Annotated in this window: 21 protein-coding genes and 1 riboswitch; of the genes, 8 read left to right on the top strand and 13 right to left on the bottom strand. The window is 70.0% G+C overall.

What is annotated here, in order from left to right:
- The first annotated feature begins 197 nt into the window (after nt 1–197).
- From ACIRHA_RS28825 to ACIRHA_RS28805, 5 genes are all read left to right on the top strand, one after another.
- A complete protein-coding gene (locus ACIRHA_RS28825; RefSeq protein ID WP_403851710.1) occupies nt 198–950 on the top strand; it encodes an ABC transporter ATP-binding protein in 753 nt (250 codons plus the stop codon).
- Nucleotides 932–2101 (top strand): hypothetical protein, encoded by a 1170-nt coding sequence (locus tag ACIRHA_RS28820; RefSeq protein ID WP_403851707.1) that lies wholly within the window; start codon nt 932–934, stop codon nt 2099–2101. The genes ACIRHA_RS28825 and ACIRHA_RS28820 overlap by 19 nt, the downstream gene beginning before the upstream one ends.
- Before the next feature lie 80 nt (nt 2102–2181).
- Nucleotides 2182–2595 carry a VOC family protein gene (locus ACIRHA_RS28815; protein ID WP_403851704.1) on the top strand — a complete coding sequence of 138 codons (414 nt, stop codon included), beginning with the start codon at nt 2182–2184 and terminating at the stop codon, nt 2593–2595.
- Between the two features lie 86 nt (nt 2596–2681).
- Entirely contained in the window at nt 2682–3812 is a 1131-nt protein-coding gene (locus ACIRHA_RS28810) for an LOG family protein (RefSeq protein ID WP_403851701.1), read from the top strand.
- Nucleotides 3813–3940: 128 nt separating this feature from the next.
- The gene (locus ACIRHA_RS28805; RefSeq protein ID WP_403851698.1) at nt 3941–4615 is read left to right on the top strand and encodes an LAETG motif-containing sortase-dependent surface protein; all 675 of its coding nucleotides are present in this window, start codon (nt 3941–3943) and stop codon (nt 4613–4615) included.
- 131 nt (nt 4616–4746) lie between these two features.
- On the opposite strand, the gene ACIRHA_RS28800 is transcribed toward ACIRHA_RS28805, so the two are convergent.
- The 4 genes from ACIRHA_RS28800 to rlmN all read right to left on the bottom strand — a co-directional run bounded on the left by ACIRHA_RS28800 (nt 4747) and on the right by rlmN (nt 9876).
- A complete protein-coding gene (locus ACIRHA_RS28800; RefSeq protein WP_403851695.1) occupies nt 4747–5784 on the bottom strand; it encodes an ABC transporter ATP-binding protein in 1038 nt (345 codons plus the stop codon).
- Entirely contained in the window at nt 5784–7463 is a 1680-nt protein-coding gene (locus ACIRHA_RS28795) for an ABC transporter permease (RefSeq protein WP_403851692.1), read from the bottom strand. Before ACIRHA_RS28795 ends, ACIRHA_RS28800 begins: the two co-directional genes overlap by 1 nt.
- Nucleotides 7439–8521, bottom strand: a complete 1083-nt coding sequence (locus tag ACIRHA_RS28790) for a thiamine ABC transporter substrate binding subunit (RefSeq protein WP_403851689.1) — start codon at nt 8519–8521, stop codon at nt 7439–7441. The genes ACIRHA_RS28795 and ACIRHA_RS28790 overlap by 25 nt, the downstream gene beginning before the upstream one ends.
- A 103-nt stretch (nt 8522–8624) precedes the next feature.
- Nucleotides 8625–8730: riboswitch (TPP riboswitch) on the bottom strand.
- Between the two features lie 39 nt (nt 8731–8769).
- Complete coding sequence (gene rlmN / locus ACIRHA_RS28785) at nt 8770–9876, bottom strand: 23S rRNA (adenine(2503)-C(2))-methyltransferase RlmN (RefSeq protein ID WP_403851686.1); 1107 nt, start codon at nt 9874–9876, stop codon at nt 8770–8772.
- Between the two features lie 443 nt (nt 9877–10319).
- Between rlmN and ACIRHA_RS28780 the strand changes: the two genes are divergently transcribed.
- Nucleotides 10320–10796 (top strand): FxLYD domain-containing protein, encoded by a 477-nt coding sequence (locus tag ACIRHA_RS28780; RefSeq protein WP_403851683.1) that lies wholly within the window; start codon nt 10320–10322, stop codon nt 10794–10796.
- Nucleotides 10797–11040: 244 nt separating this feature from the next.
- A complete protein-coding gene (locus ACIRHA_RS28775) occupies nt 11041–11427 on the top strand; it encodes a hypothetical protein (protein ID WP_403851680.1) in 387 nt (128 codons plus the stop codon).
- Between the two features lie 578 nt (nt 11428–12005).
- On the opposite strand, the gene ACIRHA_RS28770 is transcribed toward ACIRHA_RS28775, so the two are convergent.
- The 6 genes from ACIRHA_RS28770 to rpsB all read right to left on the bottom strand — a co-directional run bounded on the left by ACIRHA_RS28770 (nt 12006) and on the right by rpsB (nt 17713).
- Nucleotides 12006–12677, bottom strand: a complete 672-nt coding sequence (locus ACIRHA_RS28770; RefSeq protein ID WP_403851677.1) for a YceI family protein — start codon at nt 12675–12677, stop codon at nt 12006–12008.
- A gap of 188 nt (nt 12678–12865) precedes the next feature.
- Nucleotides 12866–14116: a phosphatidate cytidylyltransferase gene (locus ACIRHA_RS28765; protein ID WP_403851674.1), complete on the bottom strand. Its 1251-nt coding sequence runs from the start codon at nt 14114–14116 to the stop codon at nt 12866–12868.
- A 32-nt stretch (nt 14117–14148) separates the two neighbouring features.
- Nucleotides 14149–14706 carry a ribosome recycling factor gene (frr, locus tag ACIRHA_RS28760; protein WP_403851671.1) on the bottom strand — a complete coding sequence of 186 codons (558 nt, stop codon included), beginning with the start codon at nt 14704–14706 and terminating at the stop codon, nt 14149–14151.
- 157 nt (nt 14707–14863) lie between these two features.
- Nucleotides 14864–15643 (bottom strand): UMP kinase, encoded by a 780-nt coding sequence (gene pyrH / locus ACIRHA_RS28755; protein ID WP_403851668.1) that lies wholly within the window; start codon nt 15641–15643, stop codon nt 14864–14866.
- Nucleotides 15644–15814: 171 nt separating this feature from the next.
- Nucleotides 15815–16651 carry a translation elongation factor Ts gene (tsf, locus tag ACIRHA_RS28750; protein WP_403851666.1) on the bottom strand — a complete coding sequence of 279 codons (837 nt, stop codon included), beginning with the start codon at nt 16649–16651 and terminating at the stop codon, nt 15815–15817.
- Nucleotides 16652–16771: 120 nt separating this feature from the next.
- Nucleotides 16772–17713: a 30S ribosomal protein S2 gene (gene rpsB / locus ACIRHA_RS28745; RefSeq protein WP_403851663.1), complete on the bottom strand. Its 942-nt coding sequence runs from the start codon at nt 17711–17713 to the stop codon at nt 16772–16774.
- Nucleotides 17714–18002: 289 nt separating this feature from the next.
- Between rpsB and ACIRHA_RS28740 the strand changes: the two genes are divergently transcribed.
- Nucleotides 18003–18551, top strand: coding sequence for a M23 family metallopeptidase (locus tag ACIRHA_RS28740; RefSeq protein WP_403851660.1), 549 nt, complete (start codon nt 18003–18005; stop codon nt 18549–18551).
- Between the two features lie 9 nt (nt 18552–18560).
- On the opposite strand, the gene ACIRHA_RS28735 is transcribed toward ACIRHA_RS28740, so the two are convergent.
- From ACIRHA_RS28735 to dprA, 3 genes are all read right to left on the bottom strand, one after another.
- Nucleotides 18561–19118 carry a TetR/AcrR family transcriptional regulator gene (locus tag ACIRHA_RS28735; RefSeq protein WP_403852154.1) on the bottom strand — a complete coding sequence of 186 codons (558 nt, stop codon included), beginning with the start codon at nt 19116–19118 and terminating at the stop codon, nt 18561–18563.
- Between the two features lie 138 nt (nt 19119–19256).
- Nucleotides 19257–20099 (bottom strand): RNA polymerase sigma factor WhiG, encoded by an 843-nt coding sequence (whiG, locus tag ACIRHA_RS28730; RefSeq protein ID WP_351336349.1) that lies wholly within the window; start codon nt 20097–20099, stop codon nt 19257–19259.
- A 365-nt stretch (nt 20100–20464) separates the two neighbouring features.
- Entirely contained in the window at nt 20465–21631 is a 1167-nt protein-coding gene (dprA, locus tag ACIRHA_RS28725) for a DNA-processing protein DprA (protein ID WP_403851656.1), read from the bottom strand.
- Between the last annotated feature and the right edge of the window lie 138 nt (nt 21632–21769).

Here is a 21769-nt window from a genome sequence, read left to right as displayed (position 1 = left end):
GAGCCGGCGCGTCCACGGAACGCCAACTGGCTTGACGCGCGGCCCGGTTGCACCCATCCGAGTGAGATGGGAGCGGCCGGGCCGCGTCTTTTCTCCGGCCCCCGCCGATGCGTACCTACCGTGCCCAGTGACCGATCGGCCGCGTCTTCGTTCCCCCGTACGGGGGAAGGCAACTGATCTGAACCGAGGTGTACGCGATGGTGGCCCCGCCGGACAACGACGTGCTGTGGGCGCGTGCCCTGCACTACGCGCACAGCGGCTCGGACAGCGGCTCCCCCGCGCTCACCGGTGTCTCGCTCGGCGTCCGCGAGGGCGAGATCCTCGCCGTCACCGGGCCCCGCGGCAGCGGGAAGACGACGCTGCTCCGCTGCCTGTCCGGGCAGCTCCTGCCGCAGCAGGGCGAGGTGTGGTTCAACAGCACGCCCGTGCACACGATGGGCCCCCTGGTGCGCGAACGGCTCCGCCGCGACCGGTTCGGCTGGATCGATCCCGAGCCCGTCCTCGTACCCGAGCTGAACGTGTGGGAGAACGCCGCCCTCCCCCTGATGCTGCGCGGCACCGCCCGGCGCCCCGCCAAGACCGCCGCCCACGAGTGGCTCGACCGGCTCGACGTCGGCCGCCTCGCCCGCAAGCGCCCGCACGCCCTGTCCGTCGCCGAGCGCCAGCGCGTGTCCATCGCCCGCGCCCTCGCGCACGCCCCGCACGTGGTGTTCGCCGACGAGCCGACCGCGACCCTGCACCGCGCCGACAGCGCCCACATCATGCGCACCCTCACCGCGGCGGCCCGCTCGCACGACATCACGGTCGTCCTCGCCACCCACGACTCCGCGGTGGGCGCGCTCGCCGACCGTACGGAGTCGCTGCTCGACGGGCGTCGCGTGCACACCGTGCCGCTGCCCGAGAAGGCCACCGAAGGGGAAGGCCGGGCCGCGTGCTCGCTCTCCGTCTAGCGCGCGGCGCGCACCCGCTGGTCCAGCTGCGCAGACTCCTGGTGGCCGCCGCATCGGCCGGCACCGGCTTTCTGCTCCTGTGCACGCTCGGCCACGCGCTCGGGCACCCCGAGACCGCGGCCAACTCCCTGCTGCGCCTGGCCTGGTGCGTGCTGCCGATCGCCGCGACGGTGTACTTCGCGGTCGCCGTGGCCCGCTCCGACCCCGGCACGCAGCCGCGCGCGGGTCTGTCCGCCGTGGGCCTCGGCCCGGCCCGCCTCGGCCTGCTCGCCGCGATCTCCACGGCGATCGCCTGCACGCTCGGCTCGATGCTGGCGCTGCTGTTCTTCCTGCATCTGCGGGGCGATCTGACGGGCCTCCCGTTCGACGGCGCGGCCCGCGGACTGCTCGCCGCCGACCGGCCCCTGCCGCTCGCCGCCACGCTCACCCTGTTGACCTGGGTGCCGCTCGCGGCATCCGCGGCGAGCGCCCTCGCGCTGCGCCCGCGGCCCGCGGCTCCCGTGGACGACAAGGCGGAACCGGGGGAACCGGCCACGGCCCCGACCGGCCTGCCGTGGGGCTTCGCGCTGCTCGCCGCGGGCCTCGCCGTGGAGACGTACGCGGCGAGCGCGCGCGGCGCCGCGGGCTCCCGGCTGCCCGGCGGCCTCACCGGCAGCCCCACGGGCGTGCTCGCCGGGTGGACGCTGACCGCGCTCGGCCTGGCGCTCGCAGGTCCCGGGCTCACGTTCCTGTGCGGGCGCGCGCTGCAGTCCGTGCGCCCCTCGGCGGTGCGGCTGCTCGCGGGCCGGGGGCTCCAGGAGGAGGCGCGGCGCGTCGGCCGCCCGCTCGGCGTGGTCTGCGCGGTGGCGTCGGGAGCGTACGCGGCGGGCGTGGTGTACGGGGAGCGCGCGGGCGCGACGGCCGGCGTCGGGCCGCTGGCGACCCTCGGCGCGGTGCTCGTCGTCGGCTGCGCCGTGGCGACGCTGGTGACCGCGTCCTTCGAGGCCCGCCAGGCGCGGCGGCACACGACGGAGGCGCTGCTGCGGATCGGGGCGCCCGCCACGGCGCTGCGCGGGGCGGTGGCGCTCAGGGCCTGTGCCCTGCTGGCCGTGTTCGGGCCGCTGACCTGGCTCGTCGCGGAACTTTCGGCGGCTCCGCTGACAACCCGATGAGTTCTGCCGAGACTGGCCGTCTACCTGTTCGTACGCACCACCACTTCACTTCACCTCAGCGAGAAGGCGACGGACACATCATGAGCGAGTACCAGCAGATGATCTTCGCGAACCTGGCCGTGACCGACCTGTCCGCGTCCACCAAGTTCTTCACGGAGCTGGGGTACGAGCGCAACGCGCAGTTCTCGGACGACACCGCCGCCTCCATCGTGATCAGCGAGCACATCGTGCTCATGCTGCTCACGAAGGAGAAGTACGCGGGCTTCACCAAGAAGGCGATCATCGACTCGACGAGCAACAGCGAGGTGCTCCTCGCGCTGAGCGCCGAGAGCCGCGAGAAGGTCGACGAGCTCGTGGACCGGGCGATCGCCGCGGGCGGCACCGAGACCGGCGAGAAGCAGGACCACGGCTTCATGTACGGGCGGGCCTTCGACGACCTCGACGGGCACACCTTCGAGGTCATGTGGATGGACCCGTCGGTCGTCGAGGGCTGACCGGTCGAGAGCCGACCAACGGCCGCGCGCCCGCCCGTGCTTAGCATGGGCGGGTGCCGACTCCAGAGCATTCCTCCGAACCGTCCGTGCCTGCCACCACCTCCGACCGCGAGATCGAGACGCTCGCGGAGTTCGACGAGGTGGTGGCCGCGCGCGCCACGCTGGCCGGGCACCGGGTGCAGGCCGTCGACCTGACGGACCGTACGTCGCGGCTCCTCGCCACCGAGGTCGAGGGCGCCATATTCCTCGGCTGCCCGATGGACCCGCAGGCGGCCGCCGAGGTCAGGGCCCGCGGCGCGCTGGTCTTCCCGCCGGTCCCCGGCCTCCCCTTCGACCCGTACCGCGGTCGCCTCTACGCCCCCTCCGAGCTCTTCGACGGCCTCTCGTCCGAGGGCGGCTACGCGGCCACTCCCGACGCCCGTGCGTACGAGTGGTTCCAGCGCACCAAGACCGACGGCGACGTGTTCGCGTCGATGCTGCGCGCCGTGCACGACGACTCGGTGTCCGACGCGCTCGACGAACTCCTCGTCGGGGCGCGGGTGGTGGGCGTCATGGGCGGCCACGCGATGGCGCGCGGCACGGACGCGTACGCGGGCGCGGCACGGCTCGGCCGGACGCTGGCGCGCGCCGGGTGCACGGTCGCGACGGGCGGCGGTCCCGGTGCGATGGAGGCCGCGAACCTGGGCGCGTACGCGGCGCCGTTCGCCGACCCCATGCTCGACGACGCGCTCCAACTCCTCGCCAAATCACCGTCGTTCGCCCCGTCGATCACCGACTGGGCGGAGGCGGCCTTCGCCGTGCGGGAGCGCTGGCCGGGCGGCGGCCCTTCCGTCGGCATCCCCACCTGGTTCTACGGGCACGAGCCGCCGAACGCGTTCGCCGAGCACATCGCCAAGTACTTCGCCAACGCCACCCGCGAGGACGGTCTGCTGGCCCGCTCCAACGCGGGCGTGATCTTCCTGCCGGGCGCGGCGGGCACGGTCCAGGAGATCTTCGACAACGCGACGCCCAACTACTACGAGTCGCGCGGCGAGCCGACCCCGATGGTCCTGGTCGACCGCGCCCACTGGACCGAACGCCTTCCCACCTGGCCACTGCTCCAGGCACTCGCCCGCGAGCGGTCCATGGAGGACCGGATCGCGTTGGTGGACACGGTCGAGGAGGCGGGCGAGGCGATCGAGCGGCTCGGTCAAGCAACGGTCAAGAGTGCCGGGTGAAGCCCTCGGACCATTGACGCTGCGTCACGGTCACCGATAAACCATCGGTGACCGTGGGGGTGTTGAGCTTCGAGGTGCGTTCGCGCCGCGCCACACCCCCCTCTTCCCAGCACATGTGAAGGACAGCCGTGTCCGTAGCCCCCCGCATATCTCAGCGCATCTCCACCAGAGCGGCCCGCTACGCCGGTGTGGCCGCCGCCGCGACGGCCCTGACGCTCGGCGTCGCAGGCTCCGCCTCGGCGTGCAACATCGGCGAGTTCACCGCCAAGGCAGTCTGCGACGGCCAGCAGGGTGTCATCTCCGTCACCGACGTGGACGCCTCCGGCACCCCGGCGACCGTCACCGTCTTCCGCACCTCCGGCGGCTCCGAGGAGCAGGTCGGTTCCCAGGTCGTGAAGGGCTCCAAGGAGGGCGCCACGATCACCTTCAAGGAGGACTGGAAGCCGGGCGCGACCTACCGCGTGCACGTGAAGACGGACCGCTTCGACGTCGACGACGACGTCGCCGGCGGCGTCACCGCCCCGGCCAAGGCGTGCGCCACCGAGAAGCCGTCGACGCCTCCGACGTCCGCGGCGCCCAGCACCTCGGCCCCGGCAGAGAAGCCGGCCCCGGCGCCCTCGCAGAGCAGCTCCGCCGCCGCCCCGGCACCGAGCAACTCGGCCTCCCCGGCCGGTGATTCGGACCTCGCCGAGACCGGCGCGAGCAGCAACACCCCGGTGATCGCCGGTATCGCGGCCCTCCTGGTCGTCGCAGGCGGCGGCGTGGTCTTCGCCCTCCGCCGCAAGGGCGCAACACAGCGCTGACCCTCGGTCGGGTGGCCCACCCAGGGCCACCCGCCCCCAGCGCCCGCCCACCCCGCCTTGGGCAATCTGCCGCCTTGGGCGGCAGGGTGGGCAAGGCGGCACCCCGGTGCCGCGCAACGAGGACGGCGGCCCTAAGGAGTCGCTGCCCCCAGCACCACGATCTCCGCCGCGTCGAAGGCGACCCCGACCGCGTCGCCCGGCTCCGGCGCGGAGCGCAGCGCGCAGGCCGCTTCCAGGCGGGGCGCGTCCCCCGGCTGCAGGTGCAGGGCGACGTGCGTACCACGAAAGGTGCGGGCGGTGACGGCGCAGGTCAGCTGGGCTTCGGCGGCAGGCACGAGCCGTACGCCCGCGGGCCGCACGAGGAGCCGGCACTCCCCCTGCTCCGCCCCCTCGGGCACGGGCACCTTGCCCCACGGCGTGTCCGCGACCGCCCCGGTCACCGTCGCCTCCACCACGTTGTCGAACCCGAGGAACCGCGCCACGAACTCGTCCGCCGGCTGCTGCCACACCTCAAGAGGCGTACCGCTCTGGGCGATCCGCCCGTCGCGCATCACCACGACCCGGTCGGCGAGCGCGAAGGCCTCACCCTGGTCGTGCGTGACGGCGAGCACGGTCGTGCCCAACTCGCCGAAGAGTTCCCGCAGTTCGACGACGAGCCGCTCACGGAGCGTCCGGTCGAGCTGCCCGAGTGGCTCGTCCAGCATCAGCAACCGCGGCCGCGGCGCGAGCGCCCGCGCGAGCGCGACCCGCTGCTGCTCCCCACCGGACAGCGCGCCGACCGCGCGCCGCTCCGCGCCGGGCAGCCCGACGAGCCCCAGCAACTCCCGTACGCGCTCCGCCTGTTCACTCTTGCCCGCGCCGTGCATGCGCAGTCCGAAGGCGACGTTCTGCCCCACGTCGCGCTGTGGGAACAGCTGGTGGTCCTGGAACATCAGGCCGACGCCCCGCTTGTGCGCGGGCACCCCCGCCTGGTCGGCGCCGCCGAGCAGCACCCGCCCACCGTCCAGGGGTTGCAGTCCCGCGACGGCCCTGAGCAGCGTCGACTTGCCGCTGCCACTCGGCCCGAGCACGCACACGATCTCGTGCTCGGCGACCTCCAGGTCCACGTCGTCGAGCACGGCGCGCCCACCGAATCGTACGGTCGCGTCGTCCAACTCCAGCAGCGACATCAGAACTCCCCGGTCGAGGCCTTGGCGGGCCGAATCCGTTCAAGGACGAGCAACGAGGCCGCACAGACGACCATCAGCACGGTCGAAAGTGCCATCGCCTGCCCGTAGTTGAGGTCACCGGCCCGCCCGAGCAGCCGGGCCACGGCGACCGGCAGCGTCGGATTGTCGGGTCGCGCGATGAACACGGTCGCCCCGAACTCGCCGAGCGACACGGCGAACGCGAACCCGGCCGCGACGAGCAGCGCCCGCCGCACCATCGGCAGGTCGACCTCCCGCCAGGCCCGCAGCGGCGAGGCCCCGAGCACGGCGGCGGCCTCCCGGAGCCGCCCGTCGACGGCCCGCAGCACCGGAAGCATCGTCCGCACCACGAACGGCACCCCGACGAGCGCCTGCGCGAGCGGCACCAGGATCCACGTGGACCGCAGGTCGAGCGGCGGCTCGTCGAGCGTGATCAGGAACCCGAACCCGACGGTCACCGCCGACACCCCCAGCGGCAGCATCAGCAACGCGTCGAACCCGCGCACGAGCCGCCCTGCACGACGGGTGAGGGCAGCGGCGGCGAGCCCACCGATCACCACGGCGATGGCCGTGGCGGCGAGCGCGTACTCCAGCGAATTCCAGATCGCGTCGATCGGCGGCACGAGGAAGGTCCCGCCGTCGGCGTCCGTGAGCGCCCGAAAATACCCGAACCCGTACCCGCCCGGAGCATCGAGCGAGCGCTCGACGAGCACCCCGAGCGGCAGCACGATCAGCAGGGCGACGGACGCCAGCACGCCGGTGAGGAGCGCCCACTGCCCGGTCCCGCGCGGCCTGCGCGACGTGTGCGCGGCGTCGACGAGCCGCAGCGCGCTCTCCCGCCGCCGCACGGTCCACGCATGAATGCCAAGAATCAGTCCCACGGCGACGAACTGCACGATGGTCAGCACGGCAGCAGTGGACAGATCAAAGATCTGCGCGGTCTGCCGATAGATCTCCACTTCCAGAGTCGAGAACCCGGGCCCGCCGAGGATCTGCACGACACCGAACGACGTGAACGTGAACAGAAAGACCATCAACGAGGCAGCGGCGACCGCGGGACCCAGCGCCGGCAGCGTCACCTTCCGCCAGGCCGCGAACCGCGAGGCGCCGAGCATCCGCGCGGCCTCCTCCTGCCGAGGATCGAGCTGCGCCCACAACCCACCCACGGTCCGCACCACGACCGCGTAATTGAAGAACACATGCGCCAGCAGAATCGCCCACACCGTCGTGTCGAGCCGCACGCCCCACAGCTCGTCGAGCAGCCCGCCGTTGCCGACGAGCGCGAGGAACGCGGTGCCCACGACGACGGTTGGCAGCACGAACGGCACGGTGACGACGGCCCGCAGCACCTGCTTCCCGGGGAACTCGAACCGCGCGAAGACATACGCCCCCGGCAGCGCGATCAGCAGCGTAAGCACGGTCGACGCCACCGCCTGCCACACCGTGAACCACAGCACGTGCCGGATGTCGGACTGCCCGAGCACGTCCAGGATCCGCCCGAGCTGCCAGCCTCCGTCGACATGCAGCCCGCGCTCGACGATCGCGACGACCGGGTAGGCGAAGAACAGCCCGAAGAACACGACGGGCAGGGCCATGAGCCCAAGCCGCGCCGCGTTCCCCCTGCGCTTCTTGACGACTACTTCAGTACGAGCGACGTCCACGACTTCACCCAGTCGTCCCGGTTGTCCGCGATCTTGCGCGGGCTCATGGTCTCGGGATCGTCGATCTTCACCGCGTACTTGGTGTAATCGGCAGGCGCGCTCGCGTTCTTGGTCACGGGGTCGACGAACATGTTGAGCGGCATGTCCTCCTGGAACTTCTTGGAGACCAGGAAGTCGAGCAGCGCCTTGCCGCCCTCATCGTTCTTCGCCCCGTCGAGCAGCCCCGCGAACTCGACCTGCTGGAAACAGGTCCCCTTCGCGACGCCCACCGGCGAGGTCTTCGGCTGCGGATCGGCGAACACGGCCTCGGCGGGCGGCGAGGACGCGTACGACACGACGAGCGGCCGGTCGCCGCCGGCCTTCTTCCCACCGGCGCTCCCGCTGAACTCCTCGTTGTACGCCTGATCCCACCCATCCACGACCTTCAGCCCGTTGGCCTTCAGCTTCTTCCAGTACGGCTGCCAGCCGTCGTCGCCGTACTTCGCGGCGGACCCGAGCAGGAAGCCGAGACCGGGCGACGAGGTGGACGCGTTCTCAGTGACCAACAGATTCTTGTACGCGGGCTTGGCGAGGTCGGCGAAGGAGGCCGGCGGCGCGAGGTCGTGCTTCTTGAAATACGCCTTGTCGTAATTGACGCAGAGCGACCCGGTATCGACGGGAGTAACGCGCTCCTTCCCCTTGTCGAGCCGATACTCGCTCTTCACCTCATCAAGCCCCTTGGCCTTGTACGAGGAGAAGATCCCGTTGTCGAGCGCGCGCGAGAGCAGGGTGTTGTCGACGCCGAAGAAGACGTCGCCCTGCGGATTGCCCTTGGACAGGATCGCCTTGTTGACGGCCTCGCCGGCGTCCCCGTCCTTCAGGACCTTGACCTTGTAGCCAGACTTCTTCTCGAAGTCCTTCAGCACACCCTTCGAGACAGCCCACGAATCGTGACTCACAAGGGTCACGGTCTTGGAGTCCCCGCCCGCGGCACCGGAGCCACCGCCCGATGACCCGCACGCGGACAACGTGACGAGCCCGAGCCCCACGACCACGGCGACGTACGCCTTCTTGCTCACTTGTATTCCTCCTGGGAGTGACCAGGAGAAGACGCGGCCCTGCCCGGAGTCCTCTGGCAGTTCTTCGGCGAGAACGGCCGGGGCTCCGGGCAGGGCGCAACAGCTTGAGTGGTGTCCGAACTTCCTACCCGGAATGACCCGGGCAAGGTCCAGAGGGTCTGCGGCCGATGCCGCACTCTCAGCGCTGTGGCGCTCCCCTGTCGGAATGCAGATTCAGTTGTCGTACTTACTTACTGATGATGGCCAGGCTACCTCTCGGTGGCCGCCAGCTGTCCACAGGCTCCGTCGATCTCCTGGCCACGGGTGTCCCGGATGGTCACGGGGACGCCGTGGGCAGCGATGGCGTTGACGAAGGCCTTCTCGTCCTCGGGCCGCGAAGCGGTCCACTTCGACCCCGGGGTCGGGTTCAAGGGGATCAGATTGACATGGACAGGCTTCCCCTTGAGCATCCGCCCGAGCCGGTCACCACGCCACGCCTGGTCGTTGATGTCCCGGATGAGCGCGTACTCGATGGACAGCCGACGCCCGGACTTCGCGGAGTACTCGAACCCGGCGTCGAGCACCTCGCGCACGTTCCACCGCGTATTGACGGGGACGAGGGTGTCGCGCAGCTCGTCGTCGGGGGCGTGCAGCGAGATCGCGAGCCGGCACTTGAGGCCCTCGTCGGTGAACCGGTTGATGGCGGGCACGAGTCCCACCGTCGACACGGTGATGCCGCGCTGGCTGAGCCCGACCCCGTCCGGCTCCGGGTCGGTGAGCGCGCGAATGGCCTGGATGACCCGCTTGTAGTTGGCGAGCGGCTCGCCCATGCCCATGAACACGATGTTGCTGAGCCGCGCGGGGCCCCCGGGGATCTCCCCGTCCCTCAGCGCCCGCATCCCATCGACAATCTGATGCACGATCTCACCGGTCGACAGATTCCGGTCGAGCCCGGCCTGCCCGGTGGCACAGAACGGACAGTTCATGCCACAGCCCGCCTGCGACGAGATGCACATCGTCACGCGATCCGGGTACCGCATGAGAACGCTCTCCACGAGCGTCCCGTCGAACAGCTTCCACAGCGTCTTGCGCGTGGTGTCCTGGTCGGTCGACAGATGCCGCACGACGGTCATCAGCTCCGGCAGCAACGCCTCCCGCAGCTTCTCGCGCGACCCCGCGGGGATGTCGGTCCACTCCGCGGGATCGTGCGCGTACCGCGCGAAGTAGTGCTGCGAGAGCTGCTTGGCGCGAAACGGCTTCTCACCGATCGCGGCAACGGCTTCCTTCCGCTCAGCAGGCGAAAGATCAGCAAGGTGCCGCGGCGGCTTCTTGGCCCCGCGGGGGGCGACGAACGTCAGTTCTCCGGGCTTAGGCATAGCGGTTCCAGTGTCGCAGATCTACGAGGGTGACCTGAGCCTGAAGCTCCTGCCCCCTGTCATCGTCGGTCACTGTCCGTCGCCCTTGAGCCCCTTCGGACGGCCCACAGGCGGCCCGGCGCCCGACCCGTTTCCCCAGCCCACAGCCCAACCGAGCTCCCATCCCGCAGCCATCCACGGGCCCGCTCCCGACAATGCCGGCCCCGGCCCCACTGCCGGAGCTCCACTGCCAGAGGCATGTTTTTGGGTCGCGACCAGAGCGTGTCTGGGCATCACGTGATTGATCCACAGAGACGGGACTTTGTGCTCCCCGATGAGGGACTTTTGCAGCCTCTGAGCCGGCCACCCGATCCGGAGCATGGAACGTGCCAGCAGGGCTGATGCGCACCTCCGGAGGGTGGCACCCCTGCTGGCTCATTCACGAAGGAGCGCCCCCGATGGGCATGGGTAAGAAGATTGTTTTCGGTGGAGTCGGAACACTGGCGGCCGTCGGCATCATGTCCGCCGTGGTCGGCGGCGGAGGCGACGCCGAGGCCGAAGCCGGAGGCAAGAAGGACAGCTCGTCCAGCTCGACTTCCTCGGCCGGTAAGAAGAGCGACGACAGCCCGCGGACGACGTCGACCAACAAGAACAACGCGCCGAAGGACGACATCAAGATCGGCGAGCCCACCTCCGACGGCTACGGCTCCCTCAAGGCCCCCGTGACGATCACCAACCACACTTCCAAGACCTCCGACTACGACATCGAGGTCGAGTTCCTCGACGCCGACGGCAACCGCATCGAGACCGGCTACGCGCTTGAGACCTCCGTCGCCCCCGACCAGAAGGTCTCCACCAACGCTGACGGCTTCACCGACGACGCCCCGTCGGGCACCATGACCGTGAAGGTCCTCAGCGTCGACCGCTACGCCTCCCTGTAGCCCCGACGGTTTCGGTCAGACCCCCGCCTCCTCATCGGAGGACGGGGGGTCCGTTGTTTCTTGGGAAGCTCGGGTGATCTGGGGGAGGTCGAGCGTCTGAACTGCGAGGGAGCGCTCTGACACCCCCTCGACTCAGCCGACTTCATGCCTGCCGTCCCCCGTGGTTGCCCGGGTGACCAGGCACGGATGTGGCACGGCCCGGAAAGAGATCCCAACGTCGGGAAGTGCGTGGCAACATCGCGTGATGGCTAACGAGTATGTGCGGTTTCAGTCGACCTTGCCTGACGAGCGAGGCCAGTTCAAGGGCGTGTTCGGGCTGGTCAACAACCTTGGCCGCGACGGGCAGCTGACGACTGACCAAGAACGGTTCCGGAGCGAGAACAATGCTTGGTACGACGCTGCGTATACGGACCCGTCCACCGTTGACCCGAGCGTGTACGACCCAGCTGTCAATGCCGGGGCCACGGCCTGGTTCAAGCCTTCGGCGGCCCATCTCATCGAGCGTGTGGCGGGTTACCTAGAGATCCTGGCTGAGCACGACGTGGACTGTCGCATGGTGAAGTCGACCGACCCAGGGCGCGTGATCTACGAAGACGATGTTCAGGTCGTGGTCATCCCTCGCGCGCGCTGACCTGCACGTACAGCCCCACGCAACTCACCACCCAACTCCCATCCCGTCCGCCGTCGCCCCACACGTAGTGGTGCGGACGTGGCCCCTGACGCTCAAGCGGAGCGCGCCACCACTCCAGCTACCGACACGGAGTGCCGTGCGGCCTCCGTCAGGGAGAGATCGTGGGTCTCCCCGAGAACGCAATCGATTCGAGGCCGGCACCCTGCGCGTGGTCCGACAGGTGAAGCTCATCCGGGACGCCCGGACCAGGCCAGAGGTGCCAGTCGGCGCACGAGCACGGCATGCACGCGCTCAGGCACTTCTACGCGTCCGTCCTCCTCGACGCCGGGGAGAGCCGTGAGCCAGTACCTCGGTCACGCTGGCCCGGCCCTCACCCTGCGCGTGTACGCCCATTCCTGCCGCCGCCTCCCGAGCCTGACGGCCCAGACACGGCCCCGTAAGCCAAAACAGGCCCCTGATCCGCGCCGAACGCGCAGGTCGGGGGCCTTTTTGATGCCGGGTCACCGATAGTTCTCCGAGCTTAGGCATAGCGCCTCCAGCGTCGCAGATCTACGAGGGTGACCTGTGCGCCCGTGGGATCAGCGGCCCGACGGGGTACGGATGGCCGCGATGTCGAACTGGAGGCGGACCTTTTCGCTGACCATGTTGCCGCCCTGGGCGAGGCGGGCGTTGTACATGAGGCCCCAGTCGGTGCGGTTGATGGTGGTGGTGCCGTCGAAGCCGACGCGTTCGTCGCCGAAGGCGTCCGTGACGAAGCCGATGTAGGTGAGTTCGAGGACGACGGGGCGAGCGACGTCCTTGATGGTGAGATCGCCGTGCATCCGGTAGACATCGTCGCCAGCCAGTTCCACCGCGGTGCTCTTGAAGGTCATCCGCGGGTACTGGGAGGCGTTCAGGAAGTCACGGCCCATCACGTGGGCGTCCCTCTGCTCGACACCGGTGTCGACGCTCGCCGTGGCGAGGACGAGCTCGGCGGAGGAGCGCGAGGGGTCCTCGCCGTCGAAGTAGAGGCGGCTCTGGTACTCCGTGAAGGCGCCGCGCACCGTCGTCACCATGGCGTGCCGGACGGAGAACCCGATCCTGCTGTGTGCCGGGTCGACCATCCAGGCGCCGGAGAGCGCCGCCATGGAGGGGTCGTGGCCGGCCGGGTCGGGCAGTACTGCGGTGCCGGCGGCCCCCTGAGCAGCGGCCCCCGGAGCGGCGGATCCCTCTGCGCGCCGGGATGTGAAGCTGCGACCGAAGATGTTCATGAGGCACGTTGTTACTTCAGCGTAAAGAACGCCCGCAAGCCCCCCTCAATGAACCCGCCCACCTTCGTGAACAGGTCTTCACAAGTCCGCGCAGGACATATACGGAGAGCCCCCGTCCGGTTACGGACAGGGGCTCTCGCGCGGGTGTTCTTGAGGGGCCTGGGCGCCTTCAGGAACCCGGGCGTGCTTCAGGAACCGACGAACAGCACCAGGAGCAGCCATACGACCGGGGCCGTCGGCAGCAGGGAGTCGAGCCGGTCCATGATTCCGCCGTGGCCCGGCAGCAGCGTCCCCATGTCCTTGATCCCGAGGTCCCGCTTGATCATGGACTCGCCGAGGTCACCGAGGGTCGCGCTGGCCGCGACGAGGGCACCCATGACGAGGCCCTGCCACCACGTGCCGTCGTCCACCAGGAACTGCATGCACAGCACGCCCGCCACCATGGCGAACGAGACGGCACCCAGCAGGCCCTCGCGGGTCTTGCCGGGGCTGATGCGCGGCGCGAGCTTGTGCTTGCCGAAGCGCCAGCCGACCGCGTACGCCCCCGTGTCGCTGACGACCGTCAGGATCAGGAACGTGAGCACGCGCCACGCCCCGTCGTCCGCGGTGAGCATCATCGCCACGAAGGTCGCGAGGAACGGCACGTAGAAGGCCGCGAAGACCCCCGCCGTGACGTCCTTCAGGTACCCCTCGGGCGGCTCCGTCATCCGCCACACGAGAACCGCGAGCGCGGTCAGCGCCATCGCCACCCAGGCACCCTCGGCGCCCCGTACGTACCCGGCCACCACCATGGCCGCACCGCCGACGGCGAGCGGCACGAGCGGCGCCCTGATGCCCTTGCGCTCCTCGAGCCGCGAGGTCAGCTCCCACAGGCCGACGACGACGGCGACCGCTATCACGCCGACGAACACGGCCTTGACGATGAACAGCGAACCGATGACCACCGCGCCGAGCCCGACACCGACGCCTATGGCCGCCCCGAGGTCCCGGCCCGCACTCTTCTTCTTGGGCGGTTCGGGCTGCGAGGACCCCGAAGACTGCGAGAACCCCGAAGGCTCCGCGGACCGGGCGGGCTCCGCGGGCCGCGGCGGCCGCTCGGTCGACTCCGGCCGGAGCGGCACCTCGTCGCGGAACAGGGGACCACTCAGCCGAGCGGCCCCCCGGTCGTCCTGGTCGTCGCCCCTTCCGTCACCAGAAGGCGTATCAGGCATATCGGGCACGATGGGCATGGGCCGAGTCTCATCGACCGCGTGCCGTTCGTACGCGGGACCCGCCGGAGCGCGCCCGTGGTCGTACGACGGTCCTTGGTTGTGCGACGGCCCTTGGCCGTACGCCGGCGCCTGCCCGTACGCGGGCCCGTGACCAGGGGCGGACCCATGGTCGTCGGTCGGGCCCCAGTGTCCGGGACCGGTCGGCGCACCCCAGGAAGAGTCGTTCACGGATTCCTCGAACCTCGATCTTCCGCGCTCGCTCAGACTTCGAGCAGCTCGGCTTCCTTGTGCTTGAGCAGCTCGTCGACCTGGGCCACGTACTTCGTGGTGGTGTCGTCCAGTTCCTTCTCGCCGCGGCGGCCCTCGTCCTCGCCGACGTCGCCGTCCTTGATCGCCTTGTCGATGGCTTCCTTGGCCTTGCGGCGCACCGAGCGGATGGACACCTTGCTGTCCTCCGCCTTGGCCTTGGCGACCTTGATGTAGTCGCGGCGGCGCTCCTCCGTGAGCTCCGGGAAGTTCACCCGAATAATGCTTCCGTCATTGCTCGGGTTGACGCCGAGGTCGGAGTCGCGGATCGCCTGCTCGATGTTGCGCAGCGCGCTCTTGTCGAACGGGGTCACCACGGCCATCCGCGGCTCGGGAACCGAGAACGAGGCCAGCTGGTTGATCGGCGTCAGCGCGCCGTAGTAGTCGGCCACGATCTTGTTGAACATCGCCGGGTGCGCACGCCCTGTGCGGATCGCGGCGAAGTCCTCCTTGGCGACGACGACGGCCTTCTCCATCTTTTCCTCGGCCTCGAGGAGGGTCTCTTCGATCACCACTTGCTCCTGCGTGTCTTGAGTGAGGCCCGGCCGGGCACGGGGGCGCGGTCGGCTGCGTCGCGTGTCTTTCCTGCACGGTGTCCGACCGGCAGGACATTGTCCATCCCTCGGGGAACCTCCGAGGACCCGGGGTTCCCAGGGGGACGGGAGGGGGTCAGGCGCGGGAGCCCTCTTCGCCCACGAGGGTCCCGATCTTCTCACCCTTGACGGCACGGGCGATATTGCCCGACGTGATGAGCTCGAAGACGAGGATCGGCAGCTTGTTGTCGCGGCACAGGGTGATCGCGGTCATGTCGGCGACCTTCAGGTCGCGGGTGATGACCTCGCCGTAGCTGAGCCCGTCGAACTTCACGGCCTCGGGGTTGGCCTTCGGGTCCGAGTCGTAGACGCCGTCGACACCGTTCTTGCCCATGAGCAGCGCCTGGGCGTCGATCTCCAGGGCGCGCTGCGCGGCGGTGGTGTCGGTGGAGAAGTACGGCATGCCCATCCCGGCGCCGAAGATGACGACGCGGCCCTTCTCCAGGTGCCGCACGGCGCGCAGCGGGATGTACGGCTCGGCGACCTGCCCCATGGTGATGGCGGTCTGCACGCGGCAGTCGATGCCCTCCTTCTCCAGGAAGTCCTGGAGGGCCAGGCAGTTCATGACCGTGCCGAGCATGCCCATGTAGTCGCTGCGGGCGCGGTCCATGCCGCGCTGCTGCAGTTCGGCGCCGCGGAAGAAGTTGCCGCCGCCGATGACGACGGCGATCTGGTATCCGCTCCGTACGACGGCCGCGATCTCACGGGCAATGGCGTGCACCACGTCGGGGTCGACGCCCAGACCCCCGCCCCCGGCGAACGCCTCACCGGAAAGCTTCAGCAGAAAGCGCCCCGCGCCTTTGCCTTCGTCGCTCTTGTCGCCTTTATCGGCTGTGTCGGCCTGGGTGGTGGTCATGGGATTCTCGCCTCTTTTGCTTGGCACACATACGAAGAAGGCCACTGCCGGTGGGGTGGTTCGCATCCCATGCGCGGCAATGGCCTCCTCGTCACAACTGCGGTCGTCCGGCGCGTTCCCGGGCGACTGCTGTCGACCCTAGCGGGGTCTCGCGTCTGTCGCGGTACGGACTCAGATGCCGACCTTGATGCGCGAGAAGCGCTTCAGGGTGACACCGGCCTCCTGGAGGACCTTCTCGACGGACTTCTTGTTGTCGAGGGCGTACGGCTGACCGAGCAGCGTGGCCTCCTTGAAGAAGCCGTTGACGCGACCCTCGACGATCTTCGGGAGCGCGGCCTCCGGCTTACCCTCGGCGCGAGTGGTCTCCTCGGCGACGCGGCGCTCGGACTCGACGATCTCGGCCGGAACGTCCTCACGGGTGAGGTACTTCGGCGCGAAGGCGGCGATGTGCTGAGCGATGCCCTTGGCCAGCTCGGCGTCGGCCTTGTCCAGCTCGACCAGAACACCGATCTGCGGGGGCAGGTCGGGCATGGTGCGGTGCATGTACGCGGAGACGTAAGCGCCCGAGAACTGCGCGAAGCGGTCCAGGACGATCTTCTCGCCGAGGTTGGCGTTGGCCTCGTCGACGAAGGCCTGGACGGTCTTGCCGGCCTCGATCTCGGAGGCGAGCAGCGCCTCGAGGTCGGCCGGGGACGTCTTGGCGACGTGGGCGACCAGCTGGTCGGCGACGGCCTGGAACTTCGGGCTCTTGGCGACGAAGTCCGTCTCGCACTTCAGCTCGACGAGGACACCGGAGGTGTTGTCGTCGGCGATGAGGGAGACGACCGCGCCGTTCTCGGCGGAACGGCCCTCGCGCTTGGCGACGCCCTTCTGGCCCTTGATGCGCAGGGCCTCGACGGCCTTGTCGACGCTGCCGTCGGCCTCGTCGAGCGCCTTCTTGCAGTCCATCATGCCGGCGCCCGTGAGCTCGCGGAGCTTCTTGACGTCAGCGGCGGTGTAGTTCGCCATGATCCTGGTTTCTCTCTACGAAGTCTGAAGCAGTGGGAGAACGAAGGTGACGGTCACGGGTGAAGGCGGGGGCCGCAGTCGACCCCCGCCGTCACCTCATGAAACCGAATCCCGTGCGGGTCAGGCCTGCTCGGCGTCCGCGGCCGGGGCCTCGACGGGGGCCTCAGCCGGGGCCTCGGCGGGGGCGGCAGCCTCGGCGGCCGGAGCCTCCGCAGCCTTCTCCTCGGTCTTGGCCTCGGCCTCAGCCTCGGCGGGCTTCGCCTCAGCCTTGTCGTCGGCCTTCTTCTCGCCCTCGAGCAGGTCGCGCTCCCACTCGGCGAGGGGCTCGCCGGCGGCCTTCTCGCCCGGCTTCTGGTCGCCCGTGGCCACGCCGGAGCGGGCGATGAGGCCCTCGGCGACGGCGTCGGCGATCACGCGGGTGAGCAGGGTGACGGAGCGGATCGCGTCGTCGTTGCCCGGGATCTTGTAGTCGACCTCGTCGGGGTCACAGTTCGTGTCGAGGATCGCGACGACCGGAATGTTGAGCTTCCGGGCCTCGCCGACAGCGATGTGCTCCTTCTTGGTGTCCACGATCCAGACGGCGCTGGGCACCTTGGACATCTCGCGGATACCACCGAGGGTCTTCTCCAGCTTGGCCTTCTCGCGCGAGAGCACGAGAAGCTCCTTCTTGGTGAGACCGGACGCGGCGACGTCCTCGAAGTCGATCTGCTCGAGCTCCTTGAGGCGCTGCAGACGCTTGTAGACGGTCGAGAAGTTGGTGAGCATGCCGCCCAGCCAGCGCTGGTTCACGTAGGGCATGCCGACGCGGGTCGCCTGCTCGGCGATGGCCTCCTGCGCCTGCTTCTTCGTGCCGACGAACATGACCGTGCCGCCGTGGGCGACGGTCTCCTTGACGAACTCGTAGGCGCGGTCGATGTACGACAGCGACTGGAGAAGGTCGATGATGTAGATGCCGTTGCGCTCCGTGAAGATGAAGCGCTTCATCTTCGGGTTCCAACGACGGGTCTGGTGACCGAAGTGGACGCCGCTTTCCAGCAGCTCCCGCATCGTGACGACGGCCATGGCCGTACTCCTCTGGTGTTCTCGGTTGTTTCCTGACGCCCACTGCGTGTGCCTGCCGCGTACGCTCGCGCTCTTGCGAGGCGGTCGTACGGGACCGATAGGCCACTGACACGAAGCCTGTGCGGCCCGGTGTCGGGGCGTGCGAAGTCGATCCGGTGGGCCGGATCGCCACCTGAAGTGTACGGGACCCACGAGGTACCGGGTGACGCCGCTGTCCACAACCGCTCGGTAGTCCACGCTTCCCGGCCATGATCCCCGCGGGGCCGCTCCGCGGGGGAACCTGAGCGCCATGCGAAAACTACTCACGGTGACGGTCGTGCTGTTCGTGACGCTGACCTTCCCGTCCTTGGCACGAGCGGGGGACGCCCGCCTCTGGCCGGTGGGCGAGCACCCTTCGGTGGTCCGCGCCTGGGCGCCTCCCGCGACGCCCTACGGGCCCGGCCACCGCGGCGTCGACCTCGCGGCCCCCATCGACGCCCCCGTACGCGCGGTGGTCGACGGCCGGGTCTTCTTCGCGGGCGCGATCGCGGGCCGAGGCGTGGTGTCCCTGGAACTCCCGGACACCGGCGACCCGCCGCTGCGCACGACGTACGAGCCGGTGACACCCACGGTCCACAAGGGCGACCACATCACGGCCGGCGAGGTGGTCGGCACCCTCCAACTCCCCACGGGCCATTGCCCGCCCGCCACCCCGTCATGCCTGCACTGGGGCCTGCTCCGGGGCGACACGTACCTGAACCCGCTGACACTCCTGGACCCGTCACTGACACACGGACCACCTTCGAGACTGCTGCCGGTGTGGGGATGGCGGGAGTGGCCGGGCCCACTCGCCGGCTGAACCCCCGGCTCAGCCGTGGACGCCTCGTAGGGTCATTCCCACGGCCGCGTCCACGATCGCGTCGGGCTCCTCCGCCGCTCCCAGCTCGATCCTGCGCACGGCCGCGTCCACCACGCCCTGGACCAGCATCGCGGCGAGCCGGGGCTGCGCATGGCCCATCTGCTCGAGCGCCTCGACGATCATCGCGACGAGCCCGCCGTGCGCGGCCCGGATCTTCTCCCGCGCCCCGGCGTCCAGCTCACTCGCGGAGATGGCGACGACCGCCCGGTGCCGCCGATCCCCCACCAGCGCCAGCTGCTCCCGCACATACGCCTCGACCTTGCCCTCGGGCGTACCGGCCCGCGCCATCCCGGCCTCGACCTCCGCGGCCCACACCGGAAAGTCGACCTCGCACAGCTCCTCGACCACGGCTGCGCGCGACTTGAAGTACTCATAGACGGACGAGCGCGCGAGCCCCGTCCGCTCCGCGAGCGCGGGGAACGTCAGCGCGTCCGTCCCGCCCTCGGACAGCAGGGAACGCGCCGCGTCCAGAAGGGCGCCGCGCTGCATCGACCGGTGCTCGGCCACGGAGGCCGCTCGAATCCTAGGCACGTCTCCACTTTACGAAGACGCGGCCCGCGACGGGAGCCGGTAGGGCCTCAAGGGCCCTGACCGGAGTCAGACACGCGGCAGGCACGATTCGCCGGACCGCGCGGCCACGCCCCCTCACCGCCCGAAACTCGCCAGCTTCGCCCGCAACTGCAGCACGGACTTCGTATGGATCTGGCTGACCCTGCTCTCCGTGACCCCGAGCACATTGCCGATCTCGGCCAGCGTCAGGCCCTCGTAGTAATAGAGCGTGACGACGGTCTTCTCCCGCTCCGGCAGCGTGTTGATCGCCCGCGCCAGGAAGCGCCGCAGCTCCCGGTCCTCCGCGACCTCCACCGGGTTGTCCGCTGCGTGGTCCTCGAGCGTGTCCAGGACGCTGAGCCGGTCACCGCCGCCCTCGCCCCCGACGTGCAGCAACTCCTCCAGCGCCACCACGTTCGCCAGCGACAACTGACTGAAAACCGCGTGCAGTTCCTCGAGCGCGACCCCCATCTCCGCGGCGACTTCGCTCTCGGAAGGAGTGCGCCGCAACTGCGCCTCAAGGGTGGCGTAGGCGCGCTCCACATTGCGCGCCTTCTGCCGCACGGACCGGGGAATCCAGTCCAGCGCACGCAGTTCGTCGATCATCGCGCCGCGAATCCGGGTGATCGCGTACGTCTCGAACTTGATCTCCCGCTCGATGTCGAACTTCTCGATCGCGTCGATGAGCCCGAAGACCCCGGACGAGACGAAGTCCGCCTGCTCCACATTGGGCGGCAGCCCCACGCTGACCCGGCCCGCCACATATTTCACCAGCGGCGAGTAGTGCAGGATCAGCTGCTCCCGCAGCCGCTCGTCGCCCGTCGCCTTGTACGACCTCCACAGCTCCTCGAGGGAGGAGGGAGCCGGAGGCCGCACGCTGGAGCCCCGCGCGGCGGGGGGTACCGCCGCCCGGTCGGACCCTGAGGTGTGTTGTGGCATGCGCCGCCTTGTGCCGTTCTGCTGCTGCGTCCCCAGGAAACCGAGGGTGCTTGAGGTTCTGGTCGCTGACGTACTGGTCGCTGTGATCGCTCTGCCTGTGAAGATGCCGTGTTGCCCGTCTGGTGATGACTGGTACCGAGCTACCCACCTGATTCCGGATGGAGGGGACGAACCCGGATCCTGGTGAGCGTAGCGTGACTGGAGCGTCGCAGTGTGCGAAGGGTGGGAGATCGCCGTTGCGCAGATACGTTCCCTTCGTCGCCGCGCGTGGACGGTTCCGTCGCCCCGGCCGATCACGAGGGAGCGCCAACTGCCGGAATTGCCAAGGTCATCGGGGGGTCATCCGGACGGCGCAACGCCCGGCGTCAGAACAGCTCCCCTCCGGGAAAGACCGATTCGATCGCCTGGCGTGTCAACTGCCAGCCATCGCCGTGTCGTTCGACGAACCCCAAAGAGCGCAGTTCGTACAACCTCCCGATCGTCTCGTCCTGACTCGTCCCCGCGCCGCGGCCGGCCTCGGCGACGCTGCACACTCCGCGCGCGGGAAGCGCGGCGAGCACCCTCGCCGCACCGGGTGGCAGCAGATCGCGGGGCAGCACCGGCCCACGCCGCTCGGGAGCGAGCTCGCCCATCTCCCCGACCAACTCCACGACTTCCGCGGCGTCGGTGACCAGCACCGCCTCCTTGCGCAGCAGTTCATGCACTCCCGCGGAGACGCTGCTGGTCACCGGCCCCGGAACGCCCATCGCGTGCCGCCCGAGGCGCTGCGCCCAGCGGACCGTGCCAAGCGCTCCGCTGCGATAGGCCGCCTCCACCACGACCGTCCCTCTGGTGAGCGCGGCGATCACCCGGTTCCGGAGGATGAACCGGCTGGGCGTCGGATGGTCCCCGGGCGGCAACTCCCCGATCACGAGTCCCTGTTCCGCGACCCTGTCGATCAACTGGGCGTGCCCCCGCGGATAGATCCGGTCGATGCCGCAGGCGAGCACGGCCACCGTCGCCCCGGTCGCACCGAGCGCCCCACGATGGGCGGCGGCGTCCACCCCGTAGGCCCCGCCCGAGACGACGACCCAGCCCCGCTCGGCGAGCCCGGCCCCGAGGCTCGCGCCCATCCGCACCCCGTAGTCCGTGCAGGCACGCGCGCCCACCACGGCGACCGAGCGCAGCGCCCACATCCGCAGGTTGGGCCCGCCCCGCACCCAGAGTCCCACCGGCCGGCCGTCCCCCAGGTCGTCCAACTGCCCAGGCCACTCGGCGTCCCCCGGGCACACGAACCGCGCCCCGGCCGCCGCCGCCCGCGCCAGATCCCGCTCGGCGGGCGGTGCGTCCGCGGCCCGCGCGACGAGCCCCGCCCAGCGTCCGGCCCGCACCCCGGGCAGCGGTTCCTCCGTCCCACCGGCCTCGATGCGCCGCACCGTCTCCACGGCCCCGAACTGGCGCAGCCACTGCCCGGCGACCTCCCAGCCCGGCTCCACGATCCGCGTGAGCCGCACCCGCGCGAGCCGCACCTCGTCACCACCTCCCACACCCATCACACCCCGCTCTCCTTCCCCACCGGGACCCCACGCCGGACCCTCACCACCAGGGCCCCACGTCGAACCCTCACCACCGGGACCCCACGCCGGCCCCCCAGCACCGGGACCCCACGTCGAACCCTCACCACCAGGACC

Source organism: Streptomyces sp. NPDC102360 (genome assembly GCF_044766085.1).
Taxonomy (GTDB): Bacteria; Actinomycetota; Actinomycetes; order Streptomycetales; family Streptomycetaceae; genus Streptomyces.
The sequence above is the reverse complement of the archived record's forward strand: the minus strand, read 5'-3'. Positions and strand labels throughout refer to the sequence as shown.

What these genes read in the sequence shown, in the direction of transcription:
- dprA (WP_403851656.1), bottom strand. Translation starts at nt 21,631, where the DNA reads ATGGGTGTGGGAGGTGGTGACGAGGTGCGGCTCGCGCGGGTGCGGCTC.
- ACIRHA_RS28825 (WP_403851710.1), top strand. Translation starts at nt 198, where the DNA reads ATGGTGGCCCCGCCGGACAACGACGTGCTGTGGGCGCGTGCCCTGCAC.
- ACIRHA_RS28770 (WP_403851677.1), bottom strand. Translation starts at nt 12,677, where the DNA reads ATGAACATCTTCGGTCGCAGCTTCACATCCCGGCGCGCAGAGGGATCC.
- pyrH (WP_403851668.1), bottom strand. Translation starts at nt 15,643, where the DNA reads ATGACCACCACCCAGGCCGACACAGCCGATAAAGGCGACAAGAGCGAC.
- rpsB (WP_403851663.1), bottom strand. Translation starts at nt 17,713, where the DNA reads ATGGCCGTCGTCACGATGCGGGAGCTGCTGGAAAGCGGCGTCCACTTC.
- tsf (WP_403851666.1), bottom strand. Translation starts at nt 16,651, where the DNA reads ATGGCGAACTACACCGCCGCTGACGTCAAGAAGCTCCGCGAGCTCACG.
- ACIRHA_RS28775 (WP_403851680.1), top strand. Translation starts at nt 11,041, where the DNA reads ATGGCTAACGAGTATGTGCGGTTTCAGTCGACCTTGCCTGACGAGCGA.
- ACIRHA_RS28780 (WP_403851683.1), top strand. Translation starts at nt 10,320, where the DNA reads ATGGGTAAGAAGATTGTTTTCGGTGGAGTCGGAACACTGGCGGCCGTC.
- rlmN (WP_403851686.1), bottom strand. Translation starts at nt 9,876, where the DNA reads ATGCCTAAGCCCGGAGAACTGACGTTCGTCGCCCCCCGCGGGGCCAAG.
- ACIRHA_RS28800 (WP_403851695.1), bottom strand. Translation starts at nt 5,784, where the DNA reads ATGTCGCTGCTGGAGTTGGACGACGCGACCGTACGATTCGGTGGGCGC.
- ACIRHA_RS28815 (WP_403851704.1), top strand. Translation starts at nt 2,182, where the DNA reads ATGAGCGAGTACCAGCAGATGATCTTCGCGAACCTGGCCGTGACCGAC.
- ACIRHA_RS28740 (WP_403851660.1), top strand. Translation starts at nt 18,003, where the DNA reads ATGCGAAAACTACTCACGGTGACGGTCGTGCTGTTCGTGACGCTGACC.
- whiG (WP_351336349.1), bottom strand. Translation starts at nt 20,099, where the DNA reads ATGCCACAACACACCTCAGGGTCCGACCGGGCGGCGGTACCCCCCGCC.